This is a genomic window from Azospirillum sp. UFLA03-27 (assembly GCF_059803775.1).
This window is the reverse complement of sequence record NZ_JAUQTX010000080.1, coordinates 1-25,103: the sequence shown is the minus strand read 5'-3', so window position 1 is coordinate 25,103 and position 25,103 is coordinate 1. Positions and strand designations below refer to the sequence as shown.

Here is a 25,103-nt window from a genome sequence, read left to right as displayed (position 1 = left end):
GCGTATAATCGTCGGCAGCGTCAGATGTGTATAAGAGACAGGCCGTGGGGGACCCGGCACGGCGCGGCGATGCCCCACCAGTGTTGAGGCCCGTGTTGAGGTTGACGGGATTGAAGATCGTCTTGTCGGCGTCCTCGATGCCGAAGGGATCGTCTTCGTTCATCGCGCATTATCCTCTGATGGCCCACAGCTCCATGACGATCTGCGGGAACTCGCCGGAGAGGTGGATGGCCAGTCCCCCGGACGTGCCGAGCTGCCTCCACATCGCCCCGCCGCGGTCGAGCGCGAAGTAGACCGATCCGGCGTTGAAGGGGATTTGCCGCGGCGCCACGGGCAAGGGGTCCGTGCCGATGCCGGGCAGTGCGCTCATCACCAGGTCGCGGATCAGCTCCACCGGGCCGATCTTCACCTGAAGGGGAAAGTTGCGGCGCAACTGCTCGGTCGGCATGTCGGCCCGCACGGCCAGGACGAAGCTCGCCGCGTCGATCAGGCTGCGGTCGGGAATGGCGGCCACGCGGATGCCGTAGCGGCGGTCCTGCAACGGAATGGGAATGGCGGTCTGCTCCAGGACGGCACTCAGCAGCCGACGCAGTTCCGCGACCACCGGCTGGAAGCTCATCTGAAGGTCGTCGTGGCGGTATGGCTCGAACTTCGGCGGACGGCGGCCCCGGTCGTTGAAGGTGGCCAGCTCCCCGGCCATCTGCACGAAGAGGCTGTACAGGCCTTCCGGGTGCAAGCGCGCTTGCGCATCGTGGTGGGCAAGCAACGGGCTGTAGCGGTTGCACAGCTGCAGCATCAGGAAGTCGGCGACCTCCGCCGCGCCCCCCGCGCCGGCCTGTCCCAGCCGGTTGGCCAGCACCTCCGCGCGCTGGTTGATCAGCCCGTGCATCTCGGTCAGGAAGCCGGTCAGTTGGGGGGCCGCGGCGCAGGCCAGGCTTGGCGGAATGTAATGCCGGTCGAGCACGATGCCGCGACCGGCCGGCACCTCCACGATGCGCGCGACGCCGATGCAGGCGTAGCCGGAGCGCTCCTCGTTCGCCAACATCAGGCGCAGGCGCAACTGACCGACCTGGAGCTGCGCGATCGCGTTGGACGCGGCAACGGCGTCCTTCGCCTCGAACGGCGTGGCGGCGTAGCGGGTGATCGCCTCGTCGTGCGGCGGCAGGGCGACGTCGGCGCGCCCGGGGGAGCGCAGGGGCAGGGCGATGTACACGACGGCGTTGCGAACGGACTCCGCCGGCTCGATCGGCGCCGGCAAGGGCGCCTGTTCGGGCAGGTGGAAGGGCGTCCCGTCGGGCAGAACCCCCCGGGCGCGGCGCAGCGCCAGCTTCCCGGTGCCCAGGAGGTCGCGGTCGATCTCCAACTCCGTGACGCCCCAGCCATACGCGCATAACGCATTCGTCCGCGCGTCCACCAGCGCTTCGACGTAGCGGTCGAACTGCTGGAAGTGCTGGGCGCGCAGGAACATGCCCTCCGACCAGACGATCTTGTTGTCCCAGACCATGGGCGGCGACCTTTCCGTCTTTCGTCCCCGCGCGTCCGTCGGCCTCAGCGTCGTTCGGACGTTTTGGTGTGCGTCACGTAGGCGCGTCCGAACGCCCGCCCGAAGGAACCGAGAAGATCCTCCTCAAGCCCGGCAAGGACGCGCTTGTAGTGACGTTCGTAATGGTCCCAGCACTGGGCCTTGCGCGCTCCGGGCAGCAGGTGGGTGATTCCGCCGCCGGACTCCGCCGCCTGCGCCACGGCTTCGGGATCGAACTCCTTGACGAGCGCCGTGACCGCCTTCTGCACGGCGGCCATCATGGCCATCTCGTGCGAGCGCAGGTCGTCCAGCGCCTGCCGCATGGCGTCGTCCGGCGGCATGTACCCGCGGCCGGTGGGGCGCACCATGCGGGCCAGGGCCTCGTCCGGGTCGGGGACGAACTTCAGGGGGTTGTTGTCCACCGCCTGGATCATCGTGTGATCGACGTTGAAGGTGGCCTTCACCGTGGCCCGGCTGCGCAGAAGCTGGGTGAGGCCCAGCACCCCCGTCCGGTAGACCGTGGCGACGGTGCGGATCGTGGCGGCGCGTTCCGCTGGGCTCAGGGGGCCGAGATCAATGCCCAACCCGTCCAGAAAAGCCTCCCACAGCGGATCGTCCTTCGCATCCGGCGTTCCGCCCGCCGCGGCCGATGGAACGGTGCCCGGGACCGGAGGGGTCGGCCGGGGCGGCTCCGCGACGGACGTTGCGGGTGGGTGTGGAGCGGCGGCGTCCTCGTCCGCATCCCAGTCGGGCGGAATGAAGGACGATGCCGACACCGCCGCGTCGGCGGTGGGGTTCGGCATGCGGAAGCAACTGGTCTCCGGCGGGGCATGGTCGGGTTGGGGCCAGCCGGTCGGCTTCGCCAACGGGGCCGTCCTGCCGAAGGGCCGCGGGTCCTCGAAGGGATCCGGTGCCGGGGGCAAGGCCGGTGCTTGTGCCAGGATTGCCGCTGGGATTGCCGCCGGGACTGCTGCGGGGATCATCGCGATGCTGACCGCGACGTCGTAAGTGCCGACGCGCAGCAGGTCGCCGTCCTGAAGCACCGCGCTGTTGCGGTTGCCCAGAGGTTTCGAGCCGTTGTTGATGTACACCCCGTTGGTGCTGGTGTCGGTCAGGATCCAGTCGGGTCCGTCGCGTTCGATGATGCAGTGGCATTTCGAAACGTGGCGGTCCGGATCGGGAAGCACCCACGAGTTGCCGGGTTTGCGGCCGATGGTGAACGGCAGGCCATCCGGCTGCGCCGACGGACAATCCATGTCGGCCGACTGATGGCTGACCACCTGGAGCGTGACGCGGGACAACGTCATCGGGTGTCTCCTTCCCCGGCGCCACCCGCTCCAGACCCGCTCAGGGTTTCGGTCAGGCGGCCGTTGCCCCCCGCGGCGATGTCCAGGCCGCTGTCCAGAAAGGCCGCCAGCCGTTGGTTCCCCTGTTCGGGCTGGCGGCTCACCGCCGCCAGGATCACCGCCGCGGTGACGGCCTTGCCCGCCAGCCCGTCCGGGGCCGGAACATCGGGCGCGCCGGCGGGCGCCATGCTGCCCCCGGACCAGAAGGCGCCGACGGCGGCCCAACTGGCCGCGTGCTGGAAATCGGTCGCCTGGGCGCTGGCGTAGGCGGCGCGACGGTTGGCTTCGCTGGGCTGGAACACCCACGCGCGGGCGGCCTCCAGGGCCGACAGGACCGGCTCCGGCGCGTCGGGGGGCAGGGTGGCCCTTATGCAGACGCAGGCCCACCAGACCGCCTCCCGCGGCGGCAGGGCATGGGCCAGAACCCGCACCGCGTCGGCGCGCCGGCCGGCGCCGATCAGCGCCGCAAGATAATCGGTCGGGGACTGGTCCGGGGCAAGCAAAAGCCGGGCCGCGTCATCGAGCGTGCAGAGATCCGCCACGTCACGGGCGTGCCGCTGACGAATCTTCCTCAGGGGTGCGGCGGTCATCCCCATGCCTGCTCCTGCTCGATTTTCAGCCGTGATGATCGTCGAGTAGCAGTATTCCCGAACGAAACCGGCGTTTCTATTGTCAGACGGTGTTAAGCCGCGAATGTGCCAATAACTCGTTAGTGCTGATTACCCCTTAGACGCACTTTGACGGGTCGATTATCGAAGACACAATTGGCGGTCCTTTTTTAAGGTTTGTAGACGTATGGCCGATCGGTAAACAAATAGGCGAAATTTCTCAATCATGGCGCGGACGCGGCGGTGCTGCGGATCGAACCCGATCCGGCCGTCCACTCGAATGAACTCTCCTGGGAGGACTCATGGACAGCGTTCACGACAAGCTTTCGCGCGTCCGCAAGCCGCGCGTCCACATCAGCTATCAGGTCGAGACGGAAGGGGCGGAGGTCGAACGCGAACTGCCCTTCGTCGTTGGCGTCCTGGGCGATTTCTCCGGAAATCCAGCGCAACCGCCCAAGCCGCTCGGCGAACGACGCTTTTCCGAGATCGACCGCGACAGCTTCGACAAGGTCATGGCGGCGATGACGCCCGGCGTGAAGATGCGTGTGCCCAACACCTTGCGGGATGACGGAAGCGAGATGGCGGTCGAGCTGAACTTCCGCTCGATGGAGGATTTCGAGCCGGCCCGCATCGTCGAACAGGTGCAGGCGCTGAGGGCGCTGCTGGAGACGCGCAACCGGCTGCGCGACCTGCTGTCCAAGGCCGACCGTTCGGAGAACCTGGAGGAACTGCTCGACCACATCCTGCAGGACAACGCCGAGCTGCGCCGTCTGTCCGGGGAGCTGGGCATTCCCGGCGGTGACCAACAGACAGGCGGAGAAGGAGAGCGGGGATGAGCAACCTGACCCAAGCCGGCGCGGAGCCCGGCGGCGCTCCCGTTCCCACCACCGCCCCGACGATGCCCAGCCTGCTCGACCAGGCGATCCAGGCGACGCGGCAGACCGAACCCGACCGGACCCAGGCGCTTCTGTCCACCCTGACGGAAGAAGCGCTGAAGGGCACCGTCGTCTACGACCGCAACCTGACGGTCACGCTGAACAAGGCCATCGACGCCATCGACGCGACGATCTCGCGGCAGCTCGCCGCCATCATGCACCATCCGGACTTCCTGAAGCTGGAGGGAAGCTGGCGTGGCCTGAACCATCTGGTGAAGAACAGCGAGACGGGCACGTCGCTCAAGATCCGCGTGATGCACATCACCAAGCGCGAGCTGTTCAAGGACCTGGACCGCGCCGTCGAGTTCGACCAGAGCACCACTTTCAAGAAGCTCTACGAGAACGAGTTCGGCATGTCCGGTGGGCAGCCCTACGGCGCGCTGATCGGCGACTATGAGTTCACCAACCATCCGGAGGACATCCAGCTCCTGTCCTCCATGTCCAACGTGGCGGCGGCCTCCTTCGCTCCCTTCGTGACGGCCGCAGGCCCGAAGCTGTTCGGGTTCGAGGACTACCGCGACCTCGCCAAGCCGCGCGACCTCGCCAAGATCTTCGACTCGGTCGAATACGCGAAGTGGAGGGCCTTCCGGGAGTCGGAGGACTCGCGCTTCGTCGTCCTGACCATGCCGCGCGTGCTGGCGCGCCTGCCCTACGGGGCGGAGACCCGGCCCGTGGAGGAGTTCAAGTACGAGGAGGCGCCCGGCGACGCCGCGGGCCAGCCGCAGCCGATGGAGCACGGCAATTATTGCTGGATGAACACCGCCTATGTGCTGGGGACCAAGCTGACCGATGCCTTCGCCAAGACGGGCTTCTGCACCACCATCCGCGGGGCGGAGAACGGCGGGCGGGTGGACGGGCTGCCCGTGCACCAGTTCGTGACCGACGAAGGCGACCGGGACATGAAGTGCCCGACCGAGATCGCCATCACCGACCGGCGCGAGGCGGAGCTGTCCAAGCTGGGCTTCCTGCCGCTGTGCCACTACAAGAACACCGAATACGCCGTCTTCTTCGGCGGCCAGACCGCCCAGAAACCCAAGCAGTACGACCGGCCGGAGGCGACCGCCAACGCCGCCATCTCCGCCCGGCTGCCCTACGTCATGGCGACCTCCCGCTTCGCCCATTACCTGAAGGTCATGGCGCGGGACAAGATCGGGTCCTTCATGGAGGCCACCGACTGCGAGGACTGGCTGAACCGCTGGATCATGAACTACGTCAACGCCAATCCGGATTCGAGCGCCGAGATGAGGGCCAAATACCCGTTGCGCGACGCGCGGGTGGAGGTGAAGGAGATTCCCGGAAAGCCCGGCTCCTACAACGCGGTGGCGTGGTTGCGGCCGTGGCTGCAGATGGAAGAGCTGAACGCCTCCATGCGTCTGGTCGCCCGCGTGCCCAAGCGGTCGTAAGGGATGGACGATGCGTGCGGCGGCCTGGAGGTCGCACCGACTCCCATCGCACCGCTTCGCGACCGGGATCGCCTCCGCGCCGAGGTGGACCGGCTGATCGCGGCCATCGACCGGGCGTTGACGGATCAGGTCAACGCCATTCTGCACCACCCGCGCTTTCAGAGACTGGAAGCCGGGTGGCGCAGCCTGCATCTGCTGGTGCAGGCCGCGGCCGGGGTGGAGGGGGCCAAGATCCGCGTCCTTCCCGTCTCCTGGACGGAAGTCTGCCGCGACCTGGAGCGCGCGGCCGATTTCGACCAGAGCGTGCTGTTCGCCCGCATCTATTCCGACGAGTTCGGCATGCCGGGCGGCGAGCCCTATGGCCTGCTGATCGGCGATTACGAGGTGCAGAACCGGTTCGGTCCCGGCCACGCCAGCGACGACGTGGCGGCGCTGGGCGGCTTGTCGGCCATCGCGGCGGCCGCCTTCGCGCCCATGATCCTGGGCTGCGCGCCGGCCACGCTCGGGGTTGAGCGTTTCTCGGACATGACGCCCAACACGGATCTCTCGTCGGTCTTCCAGGGGGCGGAGCACGCGCGCTTTGCCCGGTTCCAGGCGCAGGAGGACGCGCGCTTCCTCGGCCTCGCCCTGCCGCGCGTGCTGGCGCGGGCGCCCTACGCCGACGATGGCACGCGCTGCGACGGCTTCCGCTTTCGGGAAAACGCGGAGGCCCCGGACGGGCGGGAACTGCTGTGGGGCAACGCGGCCTTCGCCTTCGGCGCGGTCGTGCTGCGCGCCTTCGCCAACCATGGCTGGCTCGCCGATATCCGCGGGGCGCGGCTGGACGAGTTGGCCGGCGGGCTGGTCACCCATCTGCCGCGCGCCGACTTCGCGACGGACCGCCGGGGTGTGGCGGTGCGGGCGCCGCTGGAGATCGGTTTGACGGAACGGCAGGAACGGGCGCTCAGCGAACAGGGGCTGCTGCCGCTGGTGCGGGCGCGCGAGACGCCCTATTGCGTGTTCAACAGCTGCCAGTCCGTGCAGCAGCCGGCCGGCCACATGAACGACGCGGCGGAGGCGAACGCCCGGCTTTCGGCCCTGCTGTCGGCGATGCTCTGCGTCAGCCGCTTCGCCCATTTCATCAAGGTGCTGGCGCGGGACCGTGTCGGCAGCGTTTCCACCCCGGAACAGTGCCAGGCGTGGATCGAGGAATGGCTGCGTGGCTACGTCATGGGGAACGACGACGCCTCGGTGGAGATGAAGGCGCGCTACCCGCTGCGCGACGGGCGCGTGCAGGTCGTCGAACCGCCCGGCCGTCCCGGCCATTTCGAATGCATCATCCACCTGCAACCGCATTTCCAGTTCGAACAGGCGGTGGCGAGCTTCCGCCTGACCACCCGCGTCGGCGCGCGGGCCGGATCTTAAAAGGGCCGGATCATAAACGGGATCAATCCCGATGGAGGCGTCATGAGCATCGTCGACCGTGGACTGCTGCCCTCCGTGCTCGACCGGCTTCTGGAACCGGCGCCTAAGCCCGGACAGCCCGACCCCAAGGCGCGTGGGCAGAGCATCCGCGAGCTACGCGCCAGCCTCAGCCGCGACCTGGAAGCCCTGCTGAACGCGCGCCGCCGCTGCCTCGGCTGGCCGACGGAGTTCGAGGAGCTGGAGGCCTCGCTGCTGGCCTACGGCCTGCCGGACATGGGCGGCACCGACCTGGCGGTCGCGGAGGCGCAGGAGGCCTTCTGCCGCGCCATGGAGCAGACCATCCGGCTGATGGAGCCGCGCTATGTCTCGGTGCGGGTGGAGCCGCTGTCGAAGACCGACCCGTTGGATCCGACCTTGCGATTCCGCATCAACGCGCTGGTGTATGCGGAGCCGACTCCGGAGCCGCTGGTGCTCGACTCCGTGTTCGATCCTGCCACGCGGCGGCACCAGATCGGCCGGAACCCGGCCGGCCGGACCCTGACTGGGAACGGCGCATGAGCGACGATCTCATTGCCTACTACAACCAGGAACTCGTCCATCTGCGGCGCTCCGCGGCGGAGTTCGCCAAGGCGCATCCCGTCCAGGCCGGCCGGCTGCGCCTGACCGGCGACGCGGTGGAGGACCCGCACGTCGCCCGGTTGATGGAGGCCTTCGCCTACCTCGCCGCGCGGGTTCGGCTGAAGCTGGACGACGATTTCCCGCAGCTGACCGAGGCGCTGCTGGGCGTGCTCTACCCACACTATCTGGCGCCGCTTCCCTCGGCCGCCGTGGTGCGCTTCGCCAGCGTGCCGGACCTGACCGAGCCCGCCGCCCTACCGGCCGGCAGCGCGCTGAACAGCGAGGCGGTGGAGGGCGAAGTCTGCGCCTTCCGCACTTGCTATCCGGTGACGCTGTGGCCGGTGGCGCTGGAGTCCGCCGTGCTCGCCGGGCGACCGATCGCGGCCCCGGAGAACCCGGAGGCGCGCGGGGCGGTGTCGGTGCTGCGCCTGACCTTCCGCACGCTGATGCCGGAGACGCCGTTCTCGTCGCTGGCGCCCGACCGCCTGCGCCTGTTCCTGCGCGGCGCGCCGGAGCGGGTGTTTCCGCTCTACGACCTGCTGGCCGGCCATGTCCTCTCCGTCGCCGTGGCGGAGGATGCGGGCGACCCGGCGCCGGTCATCCTGGGGCCGGAGGCGGTCCGGCCGGTGGGCTTCGAACCGGAGGAGGCCATGCTGCCGGCCGACCCGCGCACGGCCCCCGGCTACCGCCTGCTGACCAAGTACTTCGCCTATCCGGACAGCTTCCAGTTCTTCGACCTGACCGGCTTGGCCGAGCGCGCGCGGCGGGCGAAGGGGACCACGCTGTCGGTCTTCCTCTATCTGGACAAGGCGCGGCCGGATCTGGAACGGGCGGTCAGCGTCGAGAACTTCGCGCTCGGCTGCACGCCGGTGATCAACCTGTTCTCGCAGAAGGCGGAGCCGATCCCGCTGACCCACCGGCAGACCGAATACCGCGTCGTGCCCGACGCGCGCCGGCCGCGCGGGACGGAGGTCTACGGCATCGACCGCGTCACCGCCGCCGCCCCGGACGGCCGGCGCACGGAGTTCCTGCCCTTCTACGGAACCCGTCACGCGGGCGCGCCCGAGGGGCGGTTCTGGCATGCGACGCGCCGTGCGGCCGGGCCGGCCAATCTCGGCAGCGAGCTGTACGTGTCGCTGGTGGACCTGGGTTTCGACCCCGCGTCACCGGCCGGGCACGTGCTGTCGCTGGACCTGACCTGCCTGAACCGGGATCTGCCGGGCAAGCTGCCCTTCGGCGGCGGAAATCCGCGCCTGACGCCCGTCCAGGGCATGGCCGCGGTGGACAGCATCGACTGCCTGACCCCGCCGTCGCGCACCCTGCGGCCGTCGGAGCTGGGGCAGAACCGCTGGCGGCTGATCTCCCACCTCAGCCTCAACCACCTGTCGCTGACAGGCGAGGGGGCGGCGGAGCATCTGCGCGAGATCCTGGCGCTGTACGACCTGCGCCGCACGCCGGAGACCGCCGCCATCATCGACGGCATCGTGGGGCTCGGCGCCCGCCCCGCCGCGGCGCGGGCGCCGCAGGGGGGCCTGCTGGCGCTGTGCCGGGGCGTGGACGTGGCGTTGGACCTGGATCCGGCGCGCTATTCGGGGACGTCCATGCTGCTGTTCGCGGCGGTGCTGGAACGGTTCCTGGCGCTGCACGCGGCGATCAACAGCTTCACGCGCCTGACCCTGCGCGCGAAGGACAATGGGGGAGTGCTGAAGCAATGGTCGGCGCGCGCGGGCGAGCGGATTCTCCTGTAACCGACGAACTGGCGGCGGAGCCCTGGCGCTTCGACTTCGTCCAGGCGGTGCGCCTGCTGGAAGCGGCGGCGCGCACCGCCGCGCGCGACCGGCAGACCGTGGGCGGCGACCACCCGCGCACGGAGGACGCGGTGCGCTTCCGCAGCCTCGACACCCTGATCTATCCCGCCGCGGAAGTGCCGTGCGTGGACCAGCATGAGAATGGCGCGGACATGGCCGTGTCGGTGCTGGGCCTGACGGGGCCGCTCGGCGTCCTGCCGCAGCACTACACCGCCTTCGTCCACGAATGCCGGCGTTCGCACAACCCGGCGCTGGCCGACTTCCTCGACGTTTTCCACCACCGCATCCTATCGCTGTTCGCGCGGGCGGCCGGCAAGTACCACCTTGGCCTGTCCGTGGAGCGCGCCGCCACGGCGGAGGAGCCCGACCCGATCACCGCCGTCCTGCAAGCCCTGGTCGGGGTGCAGGGCATGGCGCCCCCGCTGGCGCCGACCCTGGTGCATTACGCCGGTCACCTGTCGCAACGCCGCGCCTCCGCCGCTGCCCTGGAGGCGGTGCTGTCCGGCGACCTCGGCCTGCCCGTGCGCATCGAGCAGTTCCAGGGCGCGTGGCTGACCCTGCCGGAGGCGGAACAGTCCCGTCTGGGCGAGGCCTTCTGCACGCTGGGGGTGGACGCGATGGCCGGCGAACGCGCCTGGGACGTGCAGAGCCGGTTTCGGGTGGTGATCGGGCCGGTTTCCTATGCGGATTTCGACTCGCTGCTGCCCGACGGCGCGCGACTGGAGCGCGTTGCGGCGCTGACTCGGTTTCAGGTGGGAGAAGCGCTGGACTTCGACGTGCAGCTGATCCTGAAACGCGAGGAGGTGCCGGAGTGCCGGCTGTCGGAGGCGGACGGCAATCAGCCAAGGCTGGGGTGGAATACATGGCTGAAGGACGGGGAGTTTGAGCGGAATGCGGGAGACGCAACGTTCAACCCGGCACGAACGAAAATTGTGTGCGGCGTATGAATATTTCGATAGGCATCGATCTGGACTCTGCCTTTTAGCCGTAAATCCAGTTCATCCCCCTCGATCTGTAGAACACTCTAAGGGCTGCGCAACTTTGTATAAAAGTACCCTGTCCGTGCTCGAAAACAGCAAAGTATTCGCCAATATCAGGGTTGTTCGGAATTGGAAATCCATCAGCATCTTTAACCCAACAGTCATTAAATCCATGCTTTATTTTATACAGTAACGATATATTGATTTCAAAAATGATTCGCTCGGCGATGGTTTCGTGACTCAGCGGTCTCCTGCCGTCCCAATCACTCTCTATGCGCTCGCGAACCTTGCCGCTGCCGGTTCTGTAAATGGACATCAGATCGTAGTCGGAGACATAGCGGCCAACCCTCCCAAATTCGCCCGATTTGGTCTTTTCGGTCGCTGGTTTTGCATCCAGCCGCCCGTCGGCAATTGCGTGTGCATATGCACTTGCGAATTCGTTAGGGCAGCGTAAGACGATCAGCAGTCCGCAGCAACTGAACTGTCGGAAAACGTCGATGTCTGGAGCATACATGCCGGTTGCCAGCGATAGCGCTTGTGCCTGCTTTGACGCGTTTCGGTATCCGGGATCTGATTGAGTCTGGAGCAGAAGATTGCGCCCCCAGCGATCTAACGTGTCGCTATGAGCCGAGGAACGCCGGGCCATTCTCTTCCTCCCACGTTCGAGATTGCGACCTTTATCGAAGCAGTTCAAAACGGGATGAGTTCGGCCACAGGGCTCGTCCCTATGTGGACTTTGACGCACACACCGCGTCCCACATTTTTTTGTCCGAGTTTGAGGAGATTTCGCCATAGTTCGTCCTGTTGAGATACTCCCAAGGCTTCCAAGCTCCAATTTTGTCGCGGCAAACCAGCGGTGTGTAAAGGCGACTCAATCCTTTGTCAGGCAGACTCGGCGTGCAATACATCACCCAGCAGTCCTTCCTGGCGTCGCAGAACCTGTATGGCCAAGCCTCAACTTTCTCGGCAAGCGATACCCACATGGCGGCCGCATCAAGAGATGAAACAGCTGAAAAGGGCTGTTTGCTGTAAAGAGATGTTGCGCCCTTAATGAACTCTCCTAGAGGGAGTACCGACTCATTTATGGTGTACTGCATCACCATAACTTTCTTCCGGTCGCTGTCGCCCAACGATTCAATTGAAGCGTCCAGAGTTTTTCCGACACCCCAACCGACAATCATTTCTCCGGCTGACGTTAGGGCTGGGAGAACCCAAGCTGGCATCTGCGGTCTCCATAAAGGGGTCTCGGCAATTTCGCTCCGTCACATCGACCGTCGACAATGCGGCGGTCGGCGAGGCATAAGGCGCGAGAACCTCACCCGCTCTTCGTCGTCGCAATGTCGTACGAGCTGACAATCGGCGCCTGCGGCTTGTGGCCGGCATCGTAGGGCGTGTACTTCAGTTCGATCTTTGAGAAATTCAGGCTGATCGTCTCGCTCGGCCGTCCGCTGCCATTGGCCGACACACTGTACGCGCTGACCAGAGCGTTCTCCAGCGTGTAGGTCATGAAGGTGTCGCCGGGATCGCCGGTGGTGACGAGGTCGATCTGCACCTTCTTGCCGACCTTCCCGGCCACCGCCTCCTTGAAAAACTTGGGCGAGGACTTGTCGAGTTCGCGGGTCAGGGTGACTTCGCTGATGGAGGGTTCCGAGGCTTCGCGGTTGGCCGCCCGGCCGCTGGGCGTGCTGATGGCGCGGCCGACGCCGAACTGCATGGAACCGACGTCCACCCAGTTCTTGTGGGATTCGTGCGTCGCATCGCCCTCGATGCCGTCGATCTTCACGTAGATGGCCATCGGATTCCTCCCGGAGGATTGAAGCGGAATTAGCGGATGTCGAAGGAAAAGCGCCCCTGCGGGTCCAGCCCGACCTGGGCCGCAGCGACCGGCTCGTCGCGCGCCAGCCGCTCCAGAAGGAGGGCGGACAGGTCGGGCAGCAGGCCGCGGGTCAGGATATGCTCGATGTTGCGGGCGCCGCTGTGAACCTCGCCACACCGCGCCGCGATCGCCTCCACCACCTCGGGGCCGTAGCGGAAGTCGGCGCGGTAGGCCTCGCGCAGGCGCCGGGCGATGCGATTCAGGTTCAGCTCGACGATGCGGGTCAGGATGTCGGGCGCCAGCGGCAGATAGGGCACCAGGGTCACGCGGCCGAGGAAGGCCGGCTTGAAGTGGCGCAGCAGCTCCGGCTGCAGGGCCTCGGGCAGCGTGTCCGGCGTCGGCAGGCCGGCAGGGGAGGCGGAGAGCCGCGTCAGCGTGTCCGTGCCGGCGTTGGAGGTCATGATGATGAGGGTGTTCTTGAAGTCGATGTCGCGCCCCTCGCCGTCGCGCAGCATGCCCTTGTCGAACACCTGGAAGAAGATGTCCTGCACGCCGGGGTGCGCCTTCTCCATCTCGTCCAGCAGGATCACGGAATAGGGGCGGCGGCGCACCGCCTCGGTCAGAACGCCGCCCTCGCCAAAGCCGACATAGCCGGGGGGCGAACCCAGGAGCATGGAGACCTTATGCTCCTCCTTGAACTCCGACATGTTGATGACGGTCAGGTTCTGCTCCCCGCCGTACAGCGCCTCGGCCAGCGCCAGCGCGGTCTCGGTCTTGCCGACGCCGCTGGTGCCGACCATCAGGAACACGCCGATGGGCTTGCGCGGGTCGGTCAGCCGGGCGCGGGCGGTGCGCACGGCCTGGGCGATGGCCTCCAGCGCGTGGTCCTGGCCGATCACACGCTCCGACAGGCGTTCGCGCAGGGACAGCACGGCGTCGATCTCGCTGGTCACCATGCGGCCGACCGGGATGCCGGTCCAGGTGGCGACCACGTCGGCCACCGCCGTCCCGTCGACGAAGACGTGGACCAACGGCTGCTCGTCCTGCGCCTCGGCCAGTTCGTCGAGCGTCCGGCCCAACGCCGCCTTGCCCTCCGCCGCCTGGGGGGAGTTGGGTTCGGCGGCTTCGATCGCGTCGCGCAGGCGCTTGATCTCCGCGGCGAGCTCCAGCTCCCGCGCCCAGCGCGCCTCGACGGCGGCGAGCGCGGCGATGGCGGCCTCGCGCCGTTCGGTCAGTTCGGCGATGGCGGCCGCGTGGTCGGTGCCCAGCGCGGCTTCGCGGTCGAGCACCGCGATGCGGTTGGCGAGCGCCTCGATGGTCCGGCGCTGGTCCTCCACCGCCGCCGGGGTGGCCGACTGGCTCATGCCGACGCGGGCGCAGGCGGTATCGAGCAGGCTGACCGCCTTGTCCGGCAGTTGCCGCCCGGCGATGTAGCGGTGCGACAGGCGCACGGCCTCCACCACCGCCTCGTCCAGGATGCGCACGCCGTGGTGCTTCTCCAGCGTCGCCACGAGGCCGTGCATCATCGACAGGGCGGCGGCCTCGTCCGGCTCCTCCACCTTCACGACCTGGAAGCGGCGGGACAGGGCCGGGTCGCGCTCGAAGTATTTCTTGTATTCGGCCCAGGTGGTGGCGGCGATCGTGCGCAACTCGCCGCGCGCCAGCGCAGGCTTCAGCAGATTGGCGGCGTCGTTCTGCCCGGCCTGCCCGCCGGCCCCGATCAGGGTGTGCGCCTCGTCGATGAACAGGATGATCGGCTGGGGCGAGGCCTTCACCTCGTCGATGACGGAGCGCAGGCGGTTCTCGAACTCCCCGCGCACGCTGGCGCCGGCCTGCAGCAGGCCGAGGTCGAGCGTCTTCACCGCGACCTCGCGGAGCGCCGGCGGCACGTCGGCGGCGACGACGCGCGCGGCGAAGCCCTCCACCACGGCGGTCTTGCCGACGCCGGCCTCGCCGGTGAGGATCGGGTTGTTCTGGCGGCGGCGGGTCAGCACGTCGACGATGGCGCGGATTTCCGCGTCGCGGCCCAGCACCGGGTCGATCTTGCCGGCGCGGGCGCGCTCCGTCAGGTCGATGGTGAAGCGCGCCAGCGCGCCGCCGGCCGCGGCGGGGGTGTCCTGCGCCTTGGGAGAGGCGCCGGGAGCCGGGGCCTGGCGGGCCTCGCGGGAGTTCCTGGCGATGCCGTGCCAATCGGCGGCCAGTGCCTCCGCCGATAATTTTGCGAGGGGGCCGAGCGCCGAGCGCGTCGCCTGGGCCAGCGTTTCGTCGCTCAACAGCGCCAGCAGCAGATGACCGGAGCGGACGCGCGGCGCCTCGCCGTCCAGGGAGGCCAGCAGCCATCCTTCCCGCGCGAGGCTGACCAGATAGGGGGACAGCACCGGCGTGCGCGTGTTGCCGGCGCGCATGCCGTCCAGGCTGCGGGTCAGGCTGTCCTGAACGCGGCCGATGTCGATGGCGTGGTGGTGGGCGATGGCGTGCAGGTCGGTGTCGGGCTGGTCGAGCAGGCGGAGCAGCCAGTGCTCGATCTCCACCGCCTGGTTGCCCCGCGACAGCGCGAATCCCGGCGCCGCTTCCAGGGCCGTCCGGCACGGCTCGTTCAGCTTTGCAAGGAGCGACGACAGGTTTACCGACACCATCGATCCGGCCTCCTGAACTTGCCCTGTTGTTCGGCTGTACTTGTTCGGTGAGCAAATCTTTCAAAGCAACCGAGGGTGTTTCAAAGGCCATTCCTGTGTATAGGCGATGGGAGTAGCCGGGTGACATCTGTTCGAGGCACGTCTCCCGCAGGATGCGGCGATTTCGGGTGGGGCACCGGTCGGTTGTCAGTTGATCGTGACCAAGCCACCCTTGATGGCGACCATGGCGTCGCCCTTCACTTGGTTCATGGGGGCTTTCACCTCGGTCATGGCCTGGCCTTCGATGCGCACCATCACGCCGCGGATGGTGACCCCGGTCTGGTCCAGCCGGATCGAGCTTTGGCCGACCTTCAGCTCGATGGACTGCATGGCCTCGCACTCGCTCTTGCCCAGGGCGACCTTGGTGGTCTGGTTGCCCTGCTGGATGGTCAGGGCGTCGTTCCCCATCTCGATGGTGACCGTCCGGTTGCCCTCCTTGATCGTCTCGGTCTGGTTGTTGCCGACCTCCAGCGTGTCGTCCTTCTCCACCACCCGCTGGAAGTCCTTCTGGGCGTGGAAATAGACCTGCTCGCTCCCCTTGCGGTCTTCAAAGCGCAGCTCGTTGAAGTCGGCCGGGCCGCCGCCCTTGCTGCTGCGCGTCTTGACGCCGCTCTGCGTCTTGTTGTCGGGCAAGGCGTAGGGCACGGGGTTGTCGCCGTTGTAGACGCTGCCGACGATCAGCGGCCGGTCGGGATCGCCGTCCAGGAAATCCACCACCACTTCGGTCCCGATGCGCGGGATGAACTGGTGTCCCCAGCCGCGCCCTGCCGACAGCTGCGCCACACGGATCCAGCAGGAACTGTTCTCGTTGCGCTTGCCCAACCGGTCCCAGTGGAACTGCACGCGCACGCGGCCGTGCTTGTCGCAGTCGATCTCCTCGCCGGAGTTGCCGACGACGATGGCCGTCTGAGGACCGCGCATGACCGGGCGCGGCGTGACGCGCGGCGGACGGTAGGCGACGTCCGCCGGGGTGGCGTCGAAACTGTTCTGATAAGTCGCCTGCCCGCCGCCGGTCGACCGCAGCTTCGGGTCGGTGGCCGCGTGCCGGACGCCGGTAACGACGTAGGCGCGGCCGTTCTCCGCCGCTACGGCGTGGTTGTGCAGGGTGAAGCGCCCGCCGGGCGCCATGTGGCGGGCGCTGCCGGCTCCGGAAACCTCGAGAAAGGGCGTCTCGATTTCCTCCATCCGCATCTTGGCGCGGGCCGTGCCGGCGCCAAGATCGGCGTAGCCGCCGGGATACTCGAACCGCTCCTGCGGCGCGCCGCGCATCGACGGCAGCATGGTGTTGCTGGACGCGGTCAGGTCGGTGCGCGGGGTTTCGAAGTTGAAGTCGCGCTGCACCATCCGATCGGGGCGGAAGCGGTAGCCGCCAACCCACTGTGTGATGCCGCCCCAACCTTGCCCTTCCCGCGCCATGTCGATCCGGCTCTCGGGAAGATCCTTGTAGGCGGACGCGCCGTCGGCCATGACGAGGACGTGACGGTCGGCCTCGTGCCGGAAGACGTAGAAGATGCCTTCCTCCTCGGCCAGCCGCGAAAGGAAGGCGAAGTCGCTCTCGTCATACTGCACGCAGTAATCGCGCGTCGTGTCGGCCCCCTTGATGCCCGACAGATCGAACTGCACGGCGGGGGAGGCGGCGCGGTGATCCTCCAGAACGGTGCGGATGATGTCGCGCACGCTCTGCTTTTGAAAAATGCGGCAGTCGGTGGTCTGGGTGAGCAGCCATAACCAGGGCACGACGTCCAGCCGATAGGAGCGCTGGCCATCCTCGATGGGGGCGCCGACATCGAATCCCTGCACGAGGGCGTGGAAGCGGCGCGGGGTTCCGGCGGGTGCCGACACGGACCAGGACACCGGCGTGCCGATCAACTCCTCCGGCTTGATCGTCGTGCGCGGGCTGACGACGTCCAGGGTGAAGCGGAACAGCGAGGATATGGCCTCCTCGCCGGAGAAGCCGGTGAGGAGTGTCGCTCCCCTCCCGAGCACGGTGTCCAGCGTCAGCAGGCGGTTGGTGGATGCGGTGGCGATGGCGGCGCTCGGGTCCATGGCAACGCTCCCGGCTGGGCGTCCGACGGGTCGGGGCAGACCGGAAAGACTGCCGAAGCACTCCACCGAACGCAATGCGAGTGCAGTCTGCTGCGGTGGTTTATTGCTGACTAATCCGCTTGTTCTTTTCGTTACCTACATTTTGATGGCGAGTAATCGGCGCTGCTGGACTGAAATGTTCGTGCGTCAAATGGATGTCCGTCATGGATACTTCTTTCGATACGGCCGCGCTTGACCTTGCAGCCATTCTGGCTCCAGTCTCCGCCGAGGCGCCCACGGGGCCGGACCTGCGCTTGGACTACGCGGATAGGGCCCCCTATCGGCAACTGAAGGACGCGCGGCAGGCCGCGCGCGCGGCGGAGCGGCGGCAGGAAGCCGAGAGCGACGCCTCCGCCACACCATCCGAATGGCGGCTCATCGCCGATCTCGCACCGTCCGTCCTGGCCACGCAGAGCAAGGACTTGGAGGTCGCGGCATGGCTGGCCGAGGCGTTGCTGCGCACGCGCGGCATGGCGGGCCTGGCCGATGGCTTTGCCGTCCTGCGCGGGTTGGTGGAGCGCTACTGGCCCGATCTGCACCCGCAACCGGACGAGGACGGCGTCGAGACCACCATCGCACCGCTGACCGGGCTGAACGGACGGGACGGAAACGGAACGCTGCTTCAACCGCTCAGCCGGCTGCCGCTGACCTTCGGTGCGGATGGCAGCTCCTATGCGCTGTGGCAGGTGGAGCAGGCGGCCGGGCTCGATCTGCTGGGGGATGATGACCGGCGCGAGCGCCGCATCGCCGCCGGAACGGTGCCCATGGACGTGATCGAAACCAGCGCGCGTGCGACGCCACGCGCCGCCTTCGTAAGGCTGGCCTCGGACATCGACCGTTGCCTCCAGGCGTTTCAGGGGCTGGAGGCGGCGCTCGACGCGCGGCTCGGCGTGGACGGACCGCCGACACGAGCCATTCGTGACACGCTGGAGCAGATGCGCCGGACCTTGACCGGCTTGGCGGGCAGCGCGCTGGAGCCCGCCGGAACGCTTTCTTTCCAGGGCGATGCGGGCTCGTCGGTCGGGCCGGCGGCGTCCGCGATGGCGGCGTTTGCCGGGTCGGCGACCCCCGCCGCATCGTCCTGGCAAGGATCCCCTCGGGCGATGGTGATCAAGGGGTTCGCTTCGCGCGAGGACGCGTTGCGGACGCTGGAGGCGGTCGCCCGGTACTTCCGCGAGGCGGAGCCGCACTCTCCCGTCTCTTACACCCTGACCGAACTGGTGCGGCGTGCCCGGCTGCCTTTCGTCGAACTCCTGGCTGAGTTGCTGCCGGACGAGGACGCGCGGCGCGGGCTGCTGACGGCCGCCGGCATCGACAAGCGGCTTGCCGAGCCCGGAGAGGATTAGATGCAGAGGATGAGATGCGGTGCCGCTCGAACGACGGAATGTCTCTTCAAAGCGAGGCATCGACACACCGGTCGCGGCCGACGCAACCGGGAGGACTCCGTTCCCCGGAGCGTGCACCGATGCCTGTGATTTCAACCCGTGATCGCAGAGCCCGAAGGCGTCAGGGCAGGGAGACGAGGCCATGAGGAAGGAACCGTTTCTCCAGCGCATCCCATTATCGGAACCGCGGGGGGCCAAGCCGCCCGAGGATGAGGGCACGGTGGTGCAGCCGATCTCCATCGGACCGAATTCCGAAGGGCTGCCTTCCGAGGGTCCGAACCCCGACGGATCAATGTCGGAAGGGCTGCCGTCCTTGCGCTCGATGTCGGCCGGGTTCCGGCCCCTGCCTCGCGCGGCGGAACCGGTCCAGGTCGGCGACGTGCTCAAGGAGCGGTTCGTCCTGGAACAGGTCCTGGGGGCCGGGGGCATGGGCAAGGTCTTCCTGGCGCTCGACCTGCGCAAGCAGGAGGCGTCCGACCGCAATCCCTACGTCGCCATCAAGGTCCTGAAGGAAAGCCTGCGCGAACACCCCAGCAGCATCATCGCCTTGCAGCGCGAGGCGCGCAAAGCGCAGGAGCTGTCGCATCCCAACATCATCAAGGTCTACGACTTCGACCGGGATGGCGACCGCTTCTTCATCACGATGGAGTATCTGACGGGCAAGTCGCTGGACCGCATCATCCGGGCCGAAGGTTTCACCTCCATGCCGCCGGCCGAGGCCGGGCGGGTCATCAACGCGGTGGGAGAGGCGCTGGCCTTTGCCCATGGCAACGGTTTCGTCCATTGGGATCTGAAGCCGGGCAACATCTTCATCACCGACTCCGGCCGCGTGAAAGTCATCGACTTCGGTCTTGCCCGCGCGATCAAGCAGCCAACGCCAGGGGACGAGGACGCCACGGCCTTCGACGTGGGCAGTCTGGGCGCGATGACCCCCGCCTACGCCAGTCCGGAAATGATTGAGACGCAAACGCCCGATCCGCGCGGGGACATCTACTCGCTCGCCTGCATCACCTACGAGCTGCTCGCCGGACACCATCCCTTCAGCCGGATGCCGGCCACCCATGCGCGGGACACGCGGATGAAACTCGTGCGCATCCGGGGCTTGGGGAAGGCGCAGATGCGGGCGCTGCAAAACGCGTTGGAGTTCGACCCCGCCAAACGAACACGTTCGGTCGAGGTTTTCCTGCGTGACATGAAGCTGGGACGTGGAGGCGCCGCGCCGAGGTTCGGCCCGGCCGCAAGGGTGGGGTTGGCCGGGACCGCGGTCGCCGCCCTGGTGGTGGGCGGCCTGTGGTGGACCGGCTTGCTTGCTCCGGCACCGACGCCGGAGAAGCCCGCGGGACGGCCGGTGGAAAGCGCCGCCGACGTGGGGCCGCGGACGCCAAAGCCGGCACCGCCTTCGGCATCGACACCCACTCCCACTCCCACTCCAGCTCCGCCGTCGGCATCCACAACAGCTCAAACGACAACGGTTCAAACGGCGCGACTGGCGGCCCCTTCTCCGGTGGAGGCGAAGCCGCCGGCCAAACTCCCCGAACCGGAGCGTCCCAAGGCGGTGGAGATTCCCCGTCCGCCACCGCCCGATCCGCCCATTCCAAGGCCGGCGGTGCTGGCGCCGCCGCCACGTCCGGTCGAACCGCCGGGTGTGGAGGGTGTCCGTGCGCTCATGGGCGGATGGTGCAGCGGGGTCATGAAGCTGACCCTGGCACCGGCGGAATGGACGCTGTCATTGCCCAGCGGCTCCATCGTTCCGATGCGGGTCAGCCGCTATGAAACGGCCGACGGCACGCTCGTCGTCGAGCTGACGGGGACTGACGGGCGCCGGACATTTTGGGAGTTCGGCGAATTTTCCGGCAACAACGGCACCATGGTTCAACGGCGCGCCCGTTCGGACAGTGATCCGGACTGGCGTGAATACAACCGGCCCTTCCGGCGCTGCTGACGGTCCAAGACCCTTTATCCGCGGGAGAACGGTGATGAGCGACGGGGAAACGATCGACGATCATGCGCCGACCCGGACGTTCTGGTTCCACACGGCGGCGGTCAGCCACGCGGGAACTGTCCGGTCTGTCAACGAGGACGCTTGCCTGGACCGCTCGGACGTCGGGCTGTGGGCGGTCGCCGACGGCATGGGCGGGCACGAGGCGGGCGATTACGCCAGCCGGATGGTGATGGCCGCGTTGAACCGCTGCATCGACCCGACCATGGGCGCGCCGACGGGGCGGGAGATCCGCGCGGCCCTCGACGGGTGCAATGCCGCGCTGCTGGATCATGCCGGGCGTCTCGGGAGCGCCGTTGTGGGCAGTACGGCGGTCGTGCTGACCATCACCGGACGCCGTTTCTCCTGCGCCTGGGCGGGCGACAGCCGGCTGTACCGGGCCCGTGGCGGCGTCTTGGCCCAAGTGACCCGCGACCACAGCTACGTCCAGCAGCTGATCGACAGCGGCGTGCTCGATCCGTCCGAGGCGGAAGGGCATGCCAAGTCGAACGTCATCACCCGCGCCGTCGGCGCCACGGACGCGCTGGTCCTGGACACGGTGGAGGGCGACGTGAACCACGGCGACCTCTTCCTTCTTTGCAGCGATGGCCTCACCAAGACGCTCGCCGTTCCCGACATATCCGGCGAACTCGACACCACGGGCCACAGCGCGGACGGTGTTGCGGAAGCGGCCGGACGGCTGCTCGATGCCGCACTGGCGCGCGGGGCGCGGGACAACGTCACGCTGGTGCTGGTTCTATGCGAAGCCGTGGCCGGTCCGTTGCGGACCCCGCCACTGGCCGGCGATCCGCAAGACGGCGATCCGACGCTCACATCGTGAAACGAGACGACACCGAACGGTTCCCTAGGGGGGAGAGACCTTCATGTTAAGTCGGGCGCGCTTTGGTTTGTCCGCGTTTGTCCTCGTGGTGGTTCTCTTATTTTCGGGTTTTGTGGAACAGGCCATGGCCGCGGAGCGGCGCGTGGCGTTGGTGATTGGCAACGGCCGCTACGACAACGGCGGCTCCGTACCGGGCGCCGTCGCCAGCGCGCGGACCGTGACCGAGGCCCTGCGCAAGGCCGGCTTCGAGGTGGCCACCCAGTTCGACCTCAACCACCGCAACCTCACCCGTGCACTGTCCCGTTTCCAGGAGGATTTGGCCCGGGCGGACCTCGGTGCCTTTTACTATGCGGGCATGGTGCTCAGCCTCAAGGACAAAAGCTTCATCGTTCCCAGCGACGCCCGCCTCAACATGGAGGTGGACGCCATGCTCGAAACCGTTGAGTTGGATTCGGTGCTGGAGCAGATCCAGAACGCCAGCTACCGCTCCATCGTGGCGTTCGATCCGATCGTGCCCAACCCGATGGTGGACCGCCTCGCGACGACCATGGGAGCGAATGGCCATTCGGCCAGCCCGCTCCTGGCCACGACCACGCCGCGCGATCGCATGATCATCGCCTTCGGCCAGCGGCCGGGATCGTCCCCGGTGCCGACCAAGGTGAACGGTGCCAGTGCCTTCGCCGCAGCGCTTGCCGAGGAAATCGTCAAACCGGGCGTCCCGGTGAAACGCGCGTTTCAGGCGGTGGACCAGACGCTCGCCAGCGTTTCCGGAGGCGCCCAGCGCATCTGGTTCGAGGACCGGCTGGACGGTGATCTGATGCTGGTCCCGGCGCCTCCTCCTCCGCCACCGCCACCGTCCGGCGATCCGGTGGCGAGCAAGACGGCATCCCCGCCGCCTGCAGCCCCGGCACCCACTCAGCCACCGGCTCCCGCACCGTCGGCCGTGATCATCGAACCTTTCAAAGGAGACTTCTACACCACGCGCAAAACAACGGTCTTCAAGGACCCGGACGCCAAGTCGTCCCGTGTCCGGACCCTCGACAAGGCGGCCCCGGTGTCCGTCACGGCCAAGGTCAAGGTGGGCAAGGCGGAGTGGATGCGAGTCGAGGAGGGGGGAAAGACCGGCTATGTCCAATCCACCCTCCTGACGAAGGATGCACCGCCCGAACCACCGACGAAGACCGAGGAGGCGAAGGCGCCGCCGCCGCAAAAGCGTCTGAACGAGGGCGACGTTTATGTCACCAAGGATGCGATCGCCATGCGGGACCGTCCGGAGAAGGGCGCGCGCAGCCTGCGCACCCTCGAACGCGGCGCACCCGTGACCGTTGCCGCTCCGGTGCCCGAGGACGATTGGGTGAAGGTTCGCGATGTGTTTTGGAACGACGGCTACATTCCACTCGCCAGCCTTTCCGAAGTTCCCAAGCAGGACGCGGTGAAAAGGGCGCCATCATCCGGTTCGACCGGCACCCCCCCGGACGAGCCCATGGGGACATCGAATTCGGGCTCATCAAGTTCGGGTTCGCCGGCAGAATCGAAGCCGGGCGACCCGTTCGCCAATCTTCCGCCGCCCATCCGATCCGCCGTGGTCAGCGCGCGTGAGGCGACCCAACAGGCCACGGCCAAGCGCAACGCCGGCCGCACCGCGGCAGACCAGGCACGGAATGCGCAGAAGCGGGCGCAGGCCGCGGCGCAGGATGGGCGCAGCATCAATTCCCAGTTCCCCAATGGCGATTCGTACCGAGGGCAGGGCGATGGGCCGACCAAGAAAGGCTACGGAGTCTATCGGTATGGCAACGGCGGTGCCTATGAGGGCGAATGGAAGAACGACGCCATGACGGGGGCGGGCGTCTACAGCTTCCCCAGCGGTGAGCGATTTGAGGGCACTTTCGCGAACGGCAGTCCGAATGGGCCGGGCGTCTACCATTTCCCCAACGGGGATGTCTTCACCGGCGACGTCCGCAACGGTCGCCCGAATGGGGCGGGAGAAGTGTTGTTCGGCAATGGCGACCGTTACCTCGGCACCATAGCCGACATGCAACCCGAAGGTATGGGCACCATGAACTTCCGTTCCGGCGACCAGTTTGTTGGCACCTTCAGGAGTGGGCTTCAGAATGGTCCCGGTGTGCGCATAGCCAAGGGCGGGTCGGGGGAGGATCTGGTCATCCCCGGCGTCTGGCAGGGCAGCGTGGTCGTTCAGAAATGAGCGAACTGTAAGGAACCGTTTGCACCAGGGCCACCCCGGCCGGTGTGCTGTGCTAGATCGCCGGAAGCGGGTTCCAAGGGCCTGCCATCGGCGATCTCGGCGATCGCGCGGAATGCTTGGCCAATGCCGCCGCAACCTTTGGCATCACCGTTCAGCCGATCGCCCGCGGCCGCAACGGGGTGTTCGTCGACACCGAAACTGCCTGGGTCGTGGAGCGCTTGCCGTCTTGGCGCTCCCGCTGCCGGCGATTGAACGTTATCGTCGAGTGAAACGCGCCGGATTTGCCGGAGGCCGATTTGGTTGAGTCACGCCGCCATGGCGACGTGCTCGGTTTGAGCATAATAGCGTGCTTCAGCCTCGGCGGGGGGAATGTTGCCGATGGGTCGCGTTGTTGCACGGATGGATCTGGTGGGATAGGTCGTGGCCCGTTCTTCGTCAGCCGGATTTCCCGCGATGCCGCACAAGGCGAACGCCACTCGTCGCCATCACAATCCTCGGCCGCGGCGCACAGTGACGAATTGGGCTGAGTACGACGCGGCCCTGCGCCAGCGTGGCAGCCTCACGCTCTGGGTCACTGACGAAGTGATCGAGCACTGGAAAGCGGCGCCGCGCCAAACGCCCGGTGGACAGGCGTGCTATTCGGACCTGGCAATCACGACGGCGCTAGCAGGATGCGGAAAAAGGGCTGTGCACGGCCGGTTGGTCGTGATTCTTTTCGGTTGAGGAGAACACGGCCGACGAGGGGACGATGCGGGGTTCGGACGAACGCAGCGAGGGTCTGTTCAGCTACGTGAGCTGCGAGGCGCGGGTTCCGGCCAACCACCCGCTGCGAGCGATCCGGGCCATCGTGGACGAGGCGCTGGAAGTGATGTCGCCAGCCTTCGAGGGGCTGTACTCCAAGATCGGGCGCCCCTCGATCCCGCCGGAGAAGCTGCTGCGGGCGCTGCTGCTCCAGGCCTTCTACTCGGTGCGCTCGGAACGCCAGTTGATGGAGCAGCTCGATTACAACCTGCTGTTCCGCTGGTTCGTCGGCTTGTCCATGGACGCGCCGGTGTGGGACGTGACGGTGTTCACCAAGAACCGGGAGCGTCTGCTGGCCGGCGATGTGGCGGCCAAGTTCCTGGCGACCGTGCTGGGTCAGCCGAAGGTCAAGGCGCTGCTGTCGGACGAGCATTTCTCGGTGGACGGCACGCTGATCGAAGCCTGGGCGTCGGTGAAGAGCTTCCGACCCAAAGACGGCAGCGGCGAGCCGCCGGGGCCGGGACGCAACGGTGAGCGCGACTTCCATGGCGAGAAGTGGTCCAACGAGACGCATGCCTCGACCAGCGATCCCGAGGCGCGGCTCTACCGCAAGGGCAACGGTCAGCCGGCGAAGCTGGCCTTCATGGGCCATGCGCTGATGGAGAACCGCCACGCCCTGGTGGTGGACGTGCGGCTCACCGCGGCCACCGGCCTGGCCGAACGCGCGGCCGCGGTAGCCATGATCGAGGCCATCC

Annotated in this window: 20 protein-coding genes and 1 pseudogene; 13 read left to right on the top strand and 8 right to left on the bottom strand. The window is 67.4% G+C overall.

Annotated features, from left to right (window positions below):
* Nucleotides 1–169 precede the first annotated feature (169 nt).
* Genes tssK through Q4I23_RS14225 form a run of 3 tightly spaced genes read right to left on the bottom strand, consistent with a single transcriptional unit; the run spans nucleotide 170 to nucleotide 3,458 of the window.
* Nucleotides 170–1,504 carry a type VI secretion system baseplate subunit TssK gene (gene tssK, locus Q4I23_RS14235; RefSeq protein ID WP_498526634.1) on the bottom strand — a complete coding sequence of 445 codons (1,335 nt, stop codon included), beginning with the start codon at nucleotides 1,502–1,504 and terminating at the stop codon, nucleotides 170–172.
* A 44-nt stretch (nucleotides 1,505–1,548) separates the two neighbouring features.
* Nucleotides 1,549–2,829 carry a type VI secretion system-associated FHA domain protein TagH gene (gene tagH / locus Q4I23_RS14230; RefSeq protein WP_498526633.1) on the bottom strand — a complete coding sequence of 427 codons (1,281 nt, stop codon included), beginning with the start codon at nucleotides 2,827–2,829 and terminating at the stop codon, nucleotides 1,549–1,551.
* Complete coding sequence (locus tag Q4I23_RS14225) at nucleotides 2,826–3,458, bottom strand: DUF6931 family protein (RefSeq protein WP_498526632.1); 633 nt, start codon at nucleotides 3,456–3,458, stop codon at nucleotides 2,826–2,828. The genes tagH and Q4I23_RS14225 overlap by 4 nt, the downstream gene beginning before the upstream one ends.
* Before the next feature lie 320 nt (nucleotides 3,459–3,778).
* Here Q4I23_RS14225 and tssB point away from each other — a divergent pair, with 320 nt between their 5' ends.
* Genes tssB through tssG form a run of 6 tightly spaced genes read left to right on the top strand, consistent with a single transcriptional unit; the run spans nucleotide 3,779 to nucleotide 10,591 of the window.
* Entirely contained in the window at nucleotides 3,779–4,312 is a 534-nt protein-coding gene (gene tssB, locus Q4I23_RS14220; RefSeq protein ID WP_498526631.1) for a type VI secretion system contractile sheath small subunit, read from the top strand.
* Nucleotides 4,309–5,814 (top strand): type VI secretion system contractile sheath large subunit, encoded by a 1,506-nt coding sequence (gene tssC, locus Q4I23_RS14215; protein WP_498526630.1) that lies wholly within the window; start codon nucleotides 4,309–4,311, stop codon nucleotides 5,812–5,814. Before tssB ends, tssC (Q4I23_RS14215) begins: the two co-directional genes overlap by 4 nt.
* 3 nt (nucleotides 5,815–5,817) lie before the next feature.
* Nucleotides 5,818–7,218 carry a type VI secretion system contractile sheath large subunit gene (tssC, locus tag Q4I23_RS14210; RefSeq protein ID WP_498526629.1) on the top strand — a complete coding sequence of 467 codons (1,401 nt, stop codon included), beginning with the start codon at nucleotides 5,818–5,820 and terminating at the stop codon, nucleotides 7,216–7,218.
* A 42-nt stretch (nucleotides 7,219–7,260) separates the two neighbouring features.
* Nucleotides 7,261–7,776, top strand: coding sequence for a type VI secretion system baseplate subunit TssE (gene tssE, locus Q4I23_RS14205; RefSeq protein WP_498526628.1), 516 nt, complete (start codon nucleotides 7,261–7,263; stop codon nucleotides 7,774–7,776).
* Nucleotides 7,773–9,584: a type VI secretion system baseplate subunit TssF gene (gene tssF, locus Q4I23_RS14200; RefSeq protein ID WP_498526627.1), complete on the top strand. Its 1,812-nt coding sequence runs from the start codon at nucleotides 7,773–7,775 to the stop codon at nucleotides 9,582–9,584. Before tssE ends, tssF begins: the two co-directional genes overlap by 4 nt.
* Entirely contained in the window at nucleotides 9,548–10,591 is a 1,044-nt protein-coding gene (tssG, locus tag Q4I23_RS14195) for a type VI secretion system baseplate subunit TssG (RefSeq protein WP_498526626.1), read from the top strand. Before tssF ends, tssG begins: the two co-directional genes overlap by 37 nt.
* A 34-nt stretch (nucleotides 10,592–10,625) precedes the next feature.
* Here the strand turns inward: tssG and Q4I23_RS14190 are convergent, their stop codons facing one another.
* The 5 genes from Q4I23_RS14190 to Q4I23_RS14170 all read right to left on the bottom strand — a co-directional run bounded on the left by Q4I23_RS14190 (nucleotide 10,626) and on the right by Q4I23_RS14170 (nucleotide 17,161).
* Complete coding sequence (locus tag Q4I23_RS14190; RefSeq protein ID WP_498526625.1) at nucleotides 10,626–11,270, bottom strand: hypothetical protein; 645 nt, start codon at nucleotides 11,268–11,270, stop codon at nucleotides 10,626–10,628.
* 79 nt (nucleotides 11,271–11,349) lie between these two features.
* Nucleotides 11,350–11,805 carry a hypothetical protein gene (locus Q4I23_RS14185; protein WP_498526624.1) on the bottom strand — a complete coding sequence of 152 codons (456 nt, stop codon included), beginning with the start codon at nucleotides 11,803–11,805 and terminating at the stop codon, nucleotides 11,350–11,352.
* A 134-nt stretch (nucleotides 11,806–11,939) separates the two neighbouring features.
* Nucleotides 11,940–12,419: an Hcp family type VI secretion system effector gene (locus Q4I23_RS14180; protein ID WP_498526623.1), complete on the bottom strand. Its 480-nt coding sequence runs from the start codon at nucleotides 12,417–12,419 to the stop codon at nucleotides 11,940–11,942.
* Between the two features lie 29 nt (nucleotides 12,420–12,448).
* Nucleotides 12,449–15,076, bottom strand: coding sequence for a type VI secretion system ATPase TssH (tssH, locus tag Q4I23_RS14175; RefSeq protein ID WP_498526622.1), 2,628 nt, complete (start codon nucleotides 15,074–15,076; stop codon nucleotides 12,449–12,451).
* A 186-nt stretch (nucleotides 15,077–15,262) separates the two neighbouring features.
* Nucleotides 15,263–17,161, bottom strand: a complete 1,899-nt coding sequence (locus Q4I23_RS14170) for a type VI secretion system Vgr family protein (protein WP_498526621.1) — start codon at nucleotides 17,159–17,161, stop codon at nucleotides 15,263–15,265.
* 203 nt (nucleotides 17,162–17,364) lie between these two features.
* On the opposite strand from Q4I23_RS14170, the gene tssA reads away from it, so the two are divergent.
* From tssA to Q4I23_RS14135, 7 genes and pseudogenes are all read left to right on the top strand, one after another.
* Complete coding sequence (gene tssA / locus Q4I23_RS14165) at nucleotides 17,365–18,546, top strand: type VI secretion system protein TssA (protein ID WP_498526620.1); 1,182 nt, start codon at nucleotides 17,365–17,367, stop codon at nucleotides 18,544–18,546.
* Between the two features lie 181 nt (nucleotides 18,547–18,727).
* Entirely contained in the window at nucleotides 18,728–20,527 is a 1,800-nt protein-coding gene (locus Q4I23_RS14160) for a serine/threonine-protein kinase (RefSeq protein WP_498526619.1), read from the top strand.
* A gap of 34 nt (nucleotides 20,528–20,561) precedes the next feature.
* The gene (locus tag Q4I23_RS14155; RefSeq protein ID WP_498526618.1) at nucleotides 20,562–21,404 is read left to right on the top strand and encodes a PP2C family protein-serine/threonine phosphatase; all 843 of its coding nucleotides are present in this window, start codon (nucleotides 20,562–20,564) and stop codon (nucleotides 21,402–21,404) included.
* 43 nt (nucleotides 21,405–21,447) lie between these two features.
* A complete protein-coding gene (locus Q4I23_RS14150) occupies nucleotides 21,448–23,607 on the top strand; it encodes a caspase family protein (protein ID WP_498526617.1) in 2,160 nt (719 codons plus the stop codon).
* 116 nt (nucleotides 23,608–23,723) lie between these two features.
* Complete coding sequence (locus tag Q4I23_RS14145; protein ID WP_498526616.1) at nucleotides 23,724–23,876, top strand: hypothetical protein; 153 nt, start codon at nucleotides 23,724–23,726, stop codon at nucleotides 23,874–23,876.
* 184 nt (nucleotides 23,877–24,060) lie between these two features.
* A pseudogene (locus Q4I23_RS14140) lies at nucleotides 24,061–24,273 on the top strand (transposase); the annotation flags it as partial.
* Between the two features lie 82 nt (nucleotides 24,274–24,355).
* Nucleotides 24,356–25,103 (top strand): IS5 family transposase (locus Q4I23_RS14135; protein WP_498526615.1); only part of this gene is annotated, 748 nt, incomplete at its 3' end.

What these genes read in the sequence shown, in the direction of transcription:
- tssK (WP_498526634.1), bottom strand. Translation starts at nt 1,504, where the DNA reads ATGGTCTGGGACAACAAGATCGTCTGGTCGGAGGGCATGTTCCTGCGC.
- tagH (WP_498526633.1), bottom strand. Translation starts at nt 2,829, where the DNA reads ATGACGTTGTCCCGCGTCACGCTCCAGGTGGTCAGCCATCAGTCGGCC.
- Q4I23_RS14225 (WP_498526632.1), bottom strand. Translation starts at nt 3,458, where the DNA reads ATGACCGCCGCACCCCTGAGGAAGATTCGTCAGCGGCACGCCCGTGAC.
- tssB (WP_498526631.1), top strand. Translation starts at nt 3,779, where the DNA reads ATGGACAGCGTTCACGACAAGCTTTCGCGCGTCCGCAAGCCGCGCGTC.
- tssC (WP_498526630.1), top strand. Translation starts at nt 4,309, where the DNA reads ATGAGCAACCTGACCCAAGCCGGCGCGGAGCCCGGCGGCGCTCCCGTT.
- tssC (WP_498526629.1), top strand. Translation starts at nt 5,818, where the DNA reads ATGGACGATGCGTGCGGCGGCCTGGAGGTCGCACCGACTCCCATCGCA.
- tssE (WP_498526628.1), top strand. Translation starts at nt 7,261, where the DNA reads ATGAGCATCGTCGACCGTGGACTGCTGCCCTCCGTGCTCGACCGGCTT.
- tssF (WP_498526627.1), top strand. Translation starts at nt 7,773, where the DNA reads ATGAGCGACGATCTCATTGCCTACTACAACCAGGAACTCGTCCATCTG.
- tssG (WP_498526626.1), top strand. Translation starts at nt 9,548, where the DNA reads ATGGTCGGCGCGCGCGGGCGAGCGGATTCTCCTGTAACCGACGAACTG.
- Q4I23_RS14190 (WP_498526625.1), bottom strand. Translation starts at nt 11,270, where the DNA reads ATGGCCCGGCGTTCCTCGGCTCATAGCGACACGTTAGATCGCTGGGGG.
- Q4I23_RS14185 (WP_498526624.1), bottom strand. Translation starts at nt 11,805, where the DNA reads ATGATTGTCGGTTGGGGTGTCGGAAAAACTCTGGACGCTTCAATTGAA.
- Q4I23_RS14180 (WP_498526623.1), bottom strand. Translation starts at nt 12,419, where the DNA reads ATGGCCATCTACGTGAAGATCGACGGCATCGAGGGCGATGCGACGCAC.
- tssH (WP_498526622.1), bottom strand. Translation starts at nt 15,076, where the DNA reads ATGGTGTCGGTAAACCTGTCGTCGCTCCTTGCAAAGCTGAACGAGCCG.
- Q4I23_RS14170 (WP_498526621.1), bottom strand. Translation starts at nt 17,161, where the DNA reads ATGGACCCGAGCGCCGCCATCGCCACCGCATCCACCAACCGCCTGCTG.
- tssA (WP_498526620.1), top strand. Translation starts at nt 17,365, where the DNA reads ATGGATACTTCTTTCGATACGGCCGCGCTTGACCTTGCAGCCATTCTG.
- Q4I23_RS14160 (WP_498526619.1), top strand. Translation starts at nt 18,728, where the DNA reads ATGAGGAAGGAACCGTTTCTCCAGCGCATCCCATTATCGGAACCGCGG.
- Q4I23_RS14155 (WP_498526618.1), top strand. Translation starts at nt 20,562, where the DNA reads ATGAGCGACGGGGAAACGATCGACGATCATGCGCCGACCCGGACGTTC.
- Q4I23_RS14150 (WP_498526617.1), top strand. Translation starts at nt 21,448, where the DNA reads ATGTTAAGTCGGGCGCGCTTTGGTTTGTCCGCGTTTGTCCTCGTGGTG.